This window comes from Pedobacter hiemivivus, from assembly GCF_004331685.1.
GTDB classification, from domain to species: Bacteria; Bacteroidota; Bacteroidia; order Sphingobacteriales; family Sphingobacteriaceae; genus Pedobacter; species Pedobacter hiemivivus.
On record NZ_SJSM01000036.1, the window covers coordinates 24,384 to 36,281 of the forward strand.

Annotated in this window: 6 protein-coding genes; all 6 read right to left on the reverse strand. The window is 39.4% G+C overall.

Going from position 1 to position 11,898, the window contains the following annotated elements; all coding sequences use genetic code 11:
• Nucleotides 1–6: 6 nt before the first annotated feature.
• Complete coding sequence (locus EZ444_RS25970; protein WP_131612827.1) at nt 7–3,075, reverse strand: SusC/RagA family TonB-linked outer membrane protein; 3,069 nt, start codon at nt 3,073–3,075, stop codon at nt 7–9.
• A gap of 229 nt (nt 3,076–3,304) precedes the next feature.
• Nucleotides 3,305–4,339 carry a glycosyl hydrolase family 18 protein gene (locus EZ444_RS25975; RefSeq protein ID WP_131612828.1) on the reverse strand — a complete coding sequence of 345 codons (1,035 nt, stop codon included), beginning with the start codon at nt 4,337–4,339 and terminating at the stop codon, nt 3,305–3,307.
• A gap of 56 nt (nt 4,340–4,395) precedes the next feature.
• On the reverse strand, nt 4,396–6,021 hold the full coding sequence (locus EZ444_RS25980; protein ID WP_131612829.1) for a PKD domain-containing protein: 1,626 nt from the start codon (nt 6,019–6,021) through the stop codon (nt 4,396–4,398).
• 4 nt (nt 6,022–6,025) lie between these two features.
• A complete protein-coding gene (locus EZ444_RS25985; protein ID WP_225874860.1) occupies nt 6,026–6,793 on the reverse strand; it encodes a hypothetical protein in 768 nt (255 codons plus the stop codon).
• A 4-nt stretch (nt 6,794–6,797) separates the two neighbouring features.
• Entirely contained in the window at nt 6,798–8,312 is a 1,515-nt protein-coding gene (locus EZ444_RS25990; RefSeq protein WP_131612830.1) for a SusD/RagB family nutrient-binding outer membrane lipoprotein, read from the reverse strand.
• Between the two features lie 11 nt (nt 8,313–8,323).
• Nucleotides 8,324–11,347, reverse strand: coding sequence for a SusC/RagA family TonB-linked outer membrane protein (locus tag EZ444_RS25995; RefSeq protein ID WP_131612831.1), 3,024 nt, complete (start codon nt 11,345–11,347; stop codon nt 8,324–8,326).
• Between the last annotated feature and the right edge of the window lie 551 nt (nt 11,348–11,898).

The following is an 11,898-nucleotide window of genomic DNA, read 5'->3' on the forward strand; positions in this document are numbered from 1 at the left end:
GATTAGTTAAAATCCAACCTTTAAACCCAAATCAAATCCCCTTCGGCTTGGTACCCCACCATAATCTAGACCAGCAGAACCACCACCACGAACACCAGCGCCAGCCACACCAACTTCAGGATCTATCCCCGAATAATGGGTCAATAACATCAGGTTACGACCAGTCACAAAAACATTTGCGGTTGAAAACACTTTTGGCAAGTACTTTTTCTTAAATGTATAGCTCAATGTTACCGTCCTTAAACGAATCCACGAACCATCTTCAATAAAAGCTGTCCCAACGGCCGCCAAATTGTTTTCAAGGTAGCCCTGAGTTAACTCAACCTGCTTAGTATTTTTGCTGAAACTTCCATCTGGATTCTTTACTACACCATCAAAAACGACCGGGTTACCCCTATTTTCGGTCTGCTTACTCAAGCCGCTTCGAACCAGCTCCCATTCATTACCATTAATCACATCACCACCTTTTCTTATATCAAGAAGAAAACTCAATTCCAGCTCTTTATACCTGAAAGTATTGTTCAAGCCCAATGTATATTTTGGAGCACGATCGCCGGCATAAGAAAACAGCGTATTGAATGTTGGGTAACCATTTGCATCAATTATTATTCTACCTTCTGGATCCCTGATATAATCCGTAGCACTGATAGACGACACTGATTTCCCAGGATAAGAAGCTCCCTCCGCAACATTAATAATAGAAGCATCAGAATTCCTAAGAATTGTCAGCGGGAAGGGCAAGAAAAGCACTTCATTTATATTCCTGGCAAAATTAAAATTTACGTCCCAGCTAAAATTAGCATTTTTAACTGGTGTACCAGAAAGCATCAGCTCAATACCTTTATTCTGAACAGAGCCACCATTAATGTATTGAAGAATATACCCTGTTGCCTGACTAACCCTTGGCGCAATAATCTGATTAATAGTGCGATCACGATAAAACGTTGCGTCCAATCGCAGCCTTCGTTCGAAAAACTGTAGGTCTAATCCAATTTCATAAGATCTTCGATTTTCAGGCTTCAGCTCCGGGTTATTACCAAAGAAACCATTTCTAAATCCTCCCCCAATAAAAGTATTGGACTGTAATGGCGATTCAATTCTATAGGGAGCGGTATCCTTTCCAACATCAGCATACGAAACTCTAATCTTTCCATAGTTCAGCCAATGATCATCCTCCAGCTGTAAAGTTTTTGTAAACTCATACCCCAAACTAATCGATGGATAAAAGAAAGAACGGTTTTTCACAGGCAAAGTAGATGTCCAGTCATTCCGTCCGGTAACATTCAAAAAAACCGTCTTTTTGTAGTCCACACTAGCACTTGCAAATACCCCGATAATTCTTTTTACTGAATTTCGTTGAATCATACTTCTGTTAACAGTATTGTTAATACTTATAAAATCAGGATTTTGAAAAATCAGTCCAAGCACGTCAATCGTATTAAACTTAGCTTGATCGATAGCATTACCCAATATTATCGAGGTATTAAAATCCCCAAAAGATTTTTCTGCAGTCACCAAAAAGTTCGAAGTCAGACTTTGAAAGGAATTCACCGTTTCTCCAACACCACCATTCAGGTTATTCGGAAGTGAAGTTCCAACAGCCCTAACACTACGATTTCTTTCTGTATATAAATCAGTTCCAAAAGTATAATTAAACGACAACCATTTCAACGGTTTATACTCCACACCAACATTTCCCAAAAACCGATCATTAGAATCTGACTGCGGATTTTTATCAATTGTAAAATAAGGATTATCTGTATCACCCGTTGCACTAGCGATTAACCGCCTTCTCGTCCCGTCAGGATTCAGATAATTTTTCATGTTATCATTTTTTGGCCAGTTAAAAATACTCACCAAAAAACCGCCTGTACCACCGAATAAACCCGGCCCTTGCAAAGGCCTCTTTCCTGTAGTACGAATGTAGTTTGCCGAACCCGTTATAAAAATCTTATCGCTCACTTTTGCCGTCCCAGCCAGCCTGGCAGAGGTCTTTCCATATTCTGTTTCTGGCACCACCCCATTTTGATTCGCATTAGATACAGAAAGCCTGAATGTATACTTTTCTGAACCACCAGACACGCTTACATTATGCGTTTGTGATTTCCCTGTAATAAAGAAATCCCCGAGATTATCATACATCGTTTCACCAGGCAAAAATGGCGAACCGTAAGAATCTCTACTGGTCGGATCAAAAACACCACCCGTTCCTTGTTTATAAATAGACTGCGTTTCAGGTAACCTCAAAACATTATCCCAGGAAAACACATTGTTGTAAACAATACTTGTCGCACCGGTTTTCCCTTTTTTTGTGGTAATAATAATTGCTCCGTTTCCAGCCTTTACCCCATATAGCGCTGCCGCAGCAGGCCCTTTCAAAACTGTCACACTCTCAATGTCCTCCGGATTGATATCAGATGCTCTATTGGGAGTTCCTACACTCCGTCCTAAAATACCATTAAACCCACTCCCTGCTCCGGGAGCTAGTGACTCTGCGAAAGAACTGTTATCTAAGGCCACCCCATCGACAACAAAAAGGGGCTGATTATCCCCATCAAGAGAAGTCGCCCCCCTTAATACGATATTAGCCCCTTCCCCTGGTCCACCACCAGAACTGGTGATAACCGCTCCTGCAATCTTACCCTGCAGGGCATTTACAATGTTCTGCTGCCTCGACTCTTCAATATCTTTGGATGCAACATTTTGAAAAGCATAGTTGATCGATTTTCTATCCTGAGCAATATTAAATGCTGTTACCACAACTTCACTTAGGTTTTTGGAATCAACATTTAACACCACATTAAGAACTTTCGCAGCCCCAATTTGCTTTTCCTGTGACAAATAACCAATGTAGCTAAAAAGCAAAACCTCATCATTTTGCGCCTTGATGGAATAATTCCCCGATGCATCCGTTATTACTCCTCCTACTTTTCCCTTAATTTTCACCGACACACCCGGCAATGGCAAGCCATCATCTGATGATGTCACTTTACCTGTTACAGTTATTTGTTGCGCGATCACCTGCATATTGAGCAAGATCACACCCAGAAATAACATGAGTAGTTTTTTTTTCATATAGGCCAATTTTAGTTAGTAATTATATTTTGTAGTTCAGACAAAATCATACATGAAAACCGAATTCAATAAAAAAACTAGGAACAGACAGAGTATCCAACCCACCCTCACATCAATAGCAAAAACTACTTTTCCAACTACAGGAATACCGCAAAAACAGAATATTATAAAATAAAAAAACACCTTGGTTACCCAAGATGTTTTAATTAATTGCATTTTTTTCAACCTTTTATGGCACCTTGGCCAAAAAAGCTGCTTTGGAAACCTTGATTAATGAATTTGCCCCGCCTGCATCTTGCCCCAACTCCCAAAACATAACACCGTTCGCTCTCGTTTTAGCTAATTTAGTTTTCAATTCTATAGTAGGAATCCCATTATAATAGTACATGGTTGTACCTATCATAAATTCTGAACCTTTTGGATCAGCCCCCTTTACCAACAAATCCTTAAAAGACATCGACACATTTGCATCCGTTTTACCATAAGCAGGCAGTCCAAGCACAGCCTTTTCTTTAGGTAGGTTCTTTTCATTCAACCACACATTTAACACATCGTCGGCCATTTTATAACTAGAGTGGTCTTTTGGTCTTGCAGGATCTGTCCCAATACCGTCGTACGCCATTAAATTAACAAAATCACACGCATCAATAGCCATCTTATTAATTCCTTCCTTTACCCCGCCAGCATATAAACCCGCAGTAACAGCCATACTTAATGTCCTATGCCAGCTGTGTAACTCAACTGATAAACTCTGCATAAAAAGACCAAAGGTCACGTCGCTCCCTTTTGTTGCACTAGGGTATTCCCAATCCAGATCTACACCGTCAAATTGGTTTTCAAGCATATATTTCACAATATTACTAATCAGCAATTCTCTGGTTTGTGGATTAGCAAGAAGTGTTGTATATATTTTATCGTCACCATTTAAGGCAATAATAATCTTACAATTATGCCTTTTAACCAAACTCACCACATCCTTTACCTTATCCTTCGTATCGTCTAAAACCAATGATCCATCAGCTCTAGGCTTTAAAAAGGAGAAAATAACATGGGTCAAATCATCCAGCGAAGTAGTATCAATATCTTTTATAAACCTGTAACTTGGAAAATAAGCTACCTGTTTAAAACCCATATCGGGCACATAAGGGGTCGTTGGTTTCACAAATACTTTTGCGCCATATCCATCTGGCACCTTTATAACCTCCTTTTTACAGGAAGCCAAAACCGTAACGATAGCTATACTTAAAATCAAAAATCTTTTCATAATCTACTATGGTTAACTTTCCCCAGCTTTAGCTGGGGAAAGTGTAATGTTAAATATTATCGTTGAATCTGATCAATCGCCAAACCATACGGAGCATATCCTTTCAACAAAAAGTCAACCGGCGCAGTTCCATCCAATTTATAACGCATGATACCCGATTGCGAGCCAGAACCAACAGTTTGCGGAGCATTAGTTCCACTAGCATCTGCCCTGTGTCTATATCCAAAATATAAATATCCTTTACCCACTTCATCTTCATCAATGTCCATACCTGTAACATAGATCGTTTCGTCTGTGAGCCCCCCTGTAAATCCCTGATCACTGAACCCTTTAACAGGGGTACCTGTTGAAAAGCCCATAACCGCAGCATCATTATAAATCGGCACAACATTATTCCCTTCCATATCTGATCGATAAATACCTGGCTCGAACGTTCCAGTTCTGTTAATTGCAAAATAAATACGTTGATTTACCTTATCTATCACAAACTGTCTTACGGCCAGAGTTGAGATAATACCCGGTAAAGGGGCTATAATCGCCCCAGCCTTAGTATAGCGCAATATGCCTACCCCCTTAGGTCCTGAATACGACACCCAGATTTCATTATTAACCTCTTTTATGCCACTATAAAAATGTGAGGCCGACGAAAACCCTGCCCCTTGAGAAACAAATTTAGCCGCAGGATAAGTTGCTTCAGAAGCACTGGAATTTATGACATAAACACCATTATTTCTACTTGTCCACCAAATATTCCCATCCTTATCAACGGCGTGCATCCATGGATCCATATTGTAAGTCAAAGGAGTTAGAGACTTAGTAATTAACTTTTCTCCGCTACCATCCAGATTGAAAGATTTCAGATAACCGTCTGGTAATGCTGCCGCGCCAGAGCTAAATCGAAGCCCTAAACCAGCTTCGCTGTAAAACAACTTATCTCCGGTAACAGATAGGCCTAATGGACTGGCCCCAGTTGCAATACCTAAATCAACCACCACCTGTGGTGACAAAGTAGTCAGTTTAATTTTATATATTTTTTTGGTGATTACATCCGTAAAGTAAATAGACTTCGCCAACTCCCCTTTCACCTCAATAGTCAATTCTGTAGAAAATTCTTCCACCCCATCGTTCACTTTCAACTTCACCAGATAAGGGCCCGGAATCGTAAAATTAACTATTGGATTCTTCAAAGTCGACGTTCCAGCGATACCAAAATCCCATGAATAGGTAGCAGCCTTACCAGGGTAACTAAATGCCCTGGCGTCAAATTGCACATCCTTAAAAACACCAACATTCGCTGGAACAACAATTTTAGGCGTCATTTTTTTTAGTGTAATCTTCTTCTCCATTTCAGCCATCTTGTCGCCTTGCCATGTTGTTAACTTTATAGTGTACTCTCCAGGAAGTTGATACAAAATCGTATCTGGAGCCAACTTTTCAGACTCCGAAACATCTACAATCCCAGTTTTGTTAAGTACCTTACCCCCAACAAACTCCCAATGAAATTTATCCGCATTCTTGGAACGGTTAATTAAAACAAGCTTTGCTGGAGCGCTAGGTACCCCGTCAGGAAAATCGAAATTAGCAAGATAATCTCCTTGCTGACCTATGGTAGTTACAGTTTCTTTAGAACAGCCTAAAAACATAAGGCCAATCAAAACATATATGAGTTTAAATTTTTTCATGAGCTTATAAATTAATTTCAAATTTCTGAGTACTTGCTGTTATTGTATTTGTTTGCGTCATTGCAGCCACATCAATAATCAAATTGTAACTCCCCACCTTTTTAATGGTCTGTACAATCGCGGTCAACATCGGCCTAGTCAAGTTTTGCTTCAAATTCTCTCTCCCTGTCGGAGATAAAACCGTAGCCCCACCAAAGTGCCCCGCAGGAGCAGTAGGAAACAGCAGCAAATAATCACTCTTAGTGATAGCGAAAGATAAAATCGATTTTAAAACACCAAAATCCGCATCATTCAGCTTTTGAATTAAAGTTACATCATTGGCGTACTTGCCCACTTTTACTTTAACTGGATACAGTTGACGAATGACATAATTATTTGAAGCTGTAGTCCAATACTTATCCATATCGGCAGCAAAAACCTCCAACAAAACACCTTTATTCAGGACAGAATCCAAAACAGTTAAAGTCGACTCATCAGCAGTTTTTGTAAGCACGGAAGTCCCACTTTTCAGCGTCATGTTAATTCCAAAAGTCTCAACCACCGTTTCATAGATGTCTATTTTCTGAAATTTATCATCCCGTTGCCAAGTCGATGCTGAAATTACTAAAGTATCACCCATCACTAATTTTGTACTGTTATAGGTTACCCTTAATTGAGTTGCGAACTCATTGTTCGTTTCTCCCAGATCGCCGATCGGATCATTTTTTTTACAGGAAATAATGAGTAAGCACATCATTAAAAACCCTATATATTTTTTTACACTTGTCTTCATAGCATTAGTTCTTTAATGTCGAATTACTAGCCCACCATACTGGCGTAAACACCCAATTTCTAGCTTTAGCTCCTAATCTGTCCATTTCCTTTGGGTTGTACATATACTCTGTCTGTGGATCATAAGGAAACCTTTGAATGTATTTCCCAGCCCATTCAGCCAAGGCATATCTAGGATAATAAAAGTCCGGATACGCTTTTGTACTATAGCCATACCTTTTGATGTCTGACCAACTTTCTCCTTGAAGATATAAGGCAATATATTTTTGCATCATAATATCAGATATCTTTAGCGAAGCCGAATTCTGCGCAACTTTAGCAGAGCCCATATAGCTAATAAGCTGTCCATCAGGTACGCCCAAACGCTTCAAGTTAGTTTCTATACCTCTATGATAAGACTCCAATGCACCGTCTAAATCGTTCATATAAAACTGGGTTTCAGCCTTTATAAAGTACAACTCCTCCTTAATAAGAATTGGAAAAGGAGAGTCATCAGAAGTCCAATATCCACCAAACAAATTCGCGAAATCCTTAAAAGTAACGTCCTTAGGCAAGCTCACATCCTTTAGACCTTCCGACATTTTAGCTCCTAAATATTTTTTATTTTCACCCTGAGTTGTCAATATAAACAACCTTGGATCGTAGGTAGTAGCATCCACCGTTAAAGCTTTCATCAAAACATCTGTAGGAAGCGTATTCGTCAAATCATTTTTGATATCAACAAACTGAAATGGCTCAGGAAAATCTCCAGGCCCCCACAAATTATGTGTCCATTTAGACGTACTTGCCTTCGGGTACCTAAATAGTGCATCCTCAAACTTTGGGAGCACATCATTAACAAGATTTAGTAACTCCTGATTACCCCCTTTAAAGTTAACCGTACGCAACTTAAGTCGCGCCTTAACCGCTTTTGCGAAAGTTTTCCAGTTTTCCAGATTTCCATTATAGATCATATCAGTTGTTGCATCCATAACCAACGCCATATCACTTACCTGATTCAACTCGGCAACACCCTCATCCAAAAGCCTTTCAATTCCGGCAAGGACTTCTTCCTGTGTATCGTATACCGGATTGAAAATACCCGCATACGCTTCTTTCATTGGCATATCCCCAAAAACATCAGTTGCCGAAAGATAACTTGTTGCCAGAATGATTTTACCGACACCGGTGTAGTTATTAGAGCCCTCTTCTTTTGCTCTGATAAGCATACCGTTTACATTCGATCCAACATCAAAATAATGCCATCTCCAGGCCCCCATCCGGTTAATACTATTATAGTTCCAGGTATCTGTCATCGTATTAGTATTCCCCAACCTTGTGGTCAAATAATAACTATGATAAGAAGCAAACCGAGCTTGCGAATATAGAGAGTATGCTAAATTCGCTTGAATAGCCGGCAAACGTTGCTTAGTAGGCACCGTAACAGGCTGCACAGGATTCACATTTAAATCCAATTTATTGCATGAGCTCAGGCAGATAGCTGCGAGCACAAATGCTATATTTCTTATAATCGTTTTCATAATCATTAATCTTAAAGCGTCACATTAATACCGAATGAGAAGGTGCGTGGCAATGGAATCGCACCATTGTCAACCCCCATTGTACTTGCTCCTGAGCCTCCCGCATTAGGCCCCGCACTGTTTACCTCAGGATCCCCTCCTGAGTAATTTGAAATTACAAGCGGATTCTGAGCAGACAATTCTAAGCCAAGATTTTTAAAACCTAATTTAGAAGCGATACGCTGTGGCATACGGTAACCCAAAGTGATGTACCTAATTCTAGCCCAATTTACTTTCTCAACGAAATTGGTTCCAACCTGATAATAATTATTCGCAAAATAACTGTAGTCTAGTACCACCTTTTTAGTGTTTTTAATAAACGTACCATCATCCTGCTGTACTACTCCATTAAAGACAAACTCTTTATCTCTCCACTGACCAATATCATAAGCGATACCATTAGACATCATCCCTTGACGGCTAGCATTCAAGATATCTCCACCAAACCTAAAGTCCCATAAAAAGGATAGGTTAAATTGCTTGTATTTTAGATTATTAATAAGACCGATATTGAATTCCGGCTCCCTATTTCCGATATAGCTTTCAACAGTTTTCTCTGTTAAAACAGGAATTCCATTTTTATCTACAATGACATACCCCTCACTATTTCTTTTGTAATCTGTACCAACAATACCTAGAACAGGTTTATCTAATGATGAAGCCGCCTTTCCTGCGTTTAACTGTGCATTGCCATAAACAAAAGTCACAATATCACCAGCAAACTCCTGCATTTTAGAAGTATTCTTCCAGGCGTTTAAAGTGGTTGTCCAAGTAAAGTTCTCACTTTTCACAGGCGTCCCAGTCACTGAAACCTCAAATCCTCTATTGCGCAACGAACCAGCATTAAAGGTCATAATTACATAACCCGATGGCAAAGGCACCCTCGGTGTCATAATCATATCAATACTTCTTCTTTGATAGTAGGTTACATCGAAGTTCAATCTCCTTTTAAAGAAACTTAGTTCTGTTCCCAATTCAAATTCCGTAGTTTTTTCCGGCCCAAGGTTAGGATTCCCACCTGTAGCATCCGTAACAAATCCACCGCCTACAGTACTTGCCCCAAGCAGATTAGTATTAGTCTTATATATTGGGGCATCCTTACCAACACGAGCATAACTTGCTCTTAGTTTACCAAACCACAAATCCTTATTTTCAAACAACTCAGAGAATGCCAAACTACCCGAGAATGATGGAGAATAAAACGTCCGGGCATTTTCAGGCAAAGTCGAAGTCCAGTCATTACGCCCGGTTACTCCCAAAGCAATAATGTTTTTATACTCAATTTTAAAATCACCAAAAACAGCATAGCGCTGTCTGCGAAGCCAGCCCTCAGATATACTAAGGTTCTCCTTTGAAACCACGTTTGGAGAAAAAATATCCCCCACCAAAAAATGATCTCCATGATACGATACCGATTTACTATCGTAATATTCGCTACTAAAGCCCGCAATTAAAGTCGCTCTAAAATCATCATAAAACTTCCTATCAAATGTTGAAGTAAAATTTGAGGTGATGAATTTTGTAATCGCATTATTTTCATCAACCGATCCATAAAAACTACTTTCACCCGGTGTACCCGGAGTCTTTACAATCCTATACTTTGAATTGGTATAATCCTGACCCAATCTATAATTTAAAGTAATCCAATTGTTTGGTTTGTAAACAAGATTGTTATTCACCAAAAACCTGTCCACATCATTGTTTCTTGGATTTCGCATTGCGCCCCACATTGGAGATATTCTCGCCTCTTTTTCTTTTCCAGCCTCAACGTATGAATATAATGGGTCACCATTTGGTTTTTCATAACTCAAAATGTCATACATACGCGGGTATAACAATATGCTGTTGATCCAACCACCAGCACTTGCACCGCCTAAACCTTCCTGAATATTGTTTTTGACATAATTTGCCGAGGTGGTAAGTTCAATTTTAGAACTTAATTTTGCAGTCCCCTTCATCATCAGGTTAATTTTCTCCTGATTGGTATTTGGTACCATAGAACCTGCATTCCTGTAGCCTCCTGAAACGTAATAATTTAGTTTTTCAGAACCCCCATTTACGTTCATATTTACATCATGTGTAATACCCGTTCCAAAAAAGCGATCTATGTTATCGTAAATCTTTTCGTCATAACGAAATTTCCTTCCCCATGAACTGCCTGAAGAAGCATCATATACACCGCCAGTACCTACAGTATAAATATCTTGTTGGCGAGGGGTCCTACCCATAGTTTCCAGAAAGGACTTATAAGTACCATTAATTTGAAGGCTTCCCGCTTTACCTTGTTTTGTCGTTATAATAATTGCTCCGGAAGCTGCATCAATACCATAAAGTGCCGCAGCCGCAGCCCCTTTCAAGATAGATATGTTTTCTATATCCTCAGGATTAAAATCGGACAAACGGTTTACCGTTCCGTTAGAAGAGGAATTGTTCACACGAATACCGTCCACAATCATCAATGGCTGATTATCCCCCGAAAGTGTAGTCGATCCCCTTAAAATGATTTCAGAAGGAAGTCCTGGAGAACCACCCGAAGAACTGATCTGCGCACCAGCAATCTGTCCTTGCAAACCATTAATAATATTCGATTGGTTGGCTTCCCTAAGGTCATCCCCTTTTACAGTCTGAACCGAATATGTCAGCGTCCTTTTGTTACGCTCAATACCCAATGCAGTAACCACAACCTCACCTAGCGCTTTAGAATCTGCAGCAAGTACAACATTAATCACAGCCGCAGTACCAACTGTTTTTTCCTGAGTTACGAAACCGATGTAAGAGAACACTAGCACCTCACCTTTCGCAACTTTAATAGAGTAGGCTCCATCTAGATTTGTCTGAACCGCAGATGATGCCCCTTTAATCTTGACTGAGGCTCCAGGCACACCCAACTGATCATCAGCAGATGTTACCTTACCTGTAACCGTAATTTGCTGTGCCATAGCATGAGCAACCAACAAAAACGTACTCAAGAATAGCATGAGTATTTTTCTTTTCATAAAGCTTATTTGGTTAATAATTCAAGTTCTTTTTGTTTAGAATTTAAACGACACACGTAAACACGCAAATTACCGCAAAAACCTAAGCGCCAGTAAATATGAATAATATATTTCAGCTTTTCCCCGCAAATAATAAAGATTTTTCCTCGATTTGTAAAAAAGATGTTGCAATAACCCGCATAAAGACGCAGACACTAGCCGCAGTCCTTCTTCATTAAAACATTGACTAAATACAAAAAAAGAGGCTGATGCCAGTCATGGTCGGAAGATTTATCTTCCGACTTTTTTTGTTTTATTACCTTTATTTTTTTGCGCGTAAGTCGTTAATAATCAGTTAATTATGTTGTTTTTCTCACAAGAAATCACTATCTTAATGGCTGATAATCAATGAGGTATGGCTGTATTTAAAGATCATAAAATAAACATAAACCACCTGTTAGGATTCATTCCGGAAGCGCTTATAGCACATCTGTCAGTAAATACCAAAATCGATCACTATGCAAAAGTTCTACATGGTAAAAAGATGTTTTACTTATTGCTCTATGGCCTTT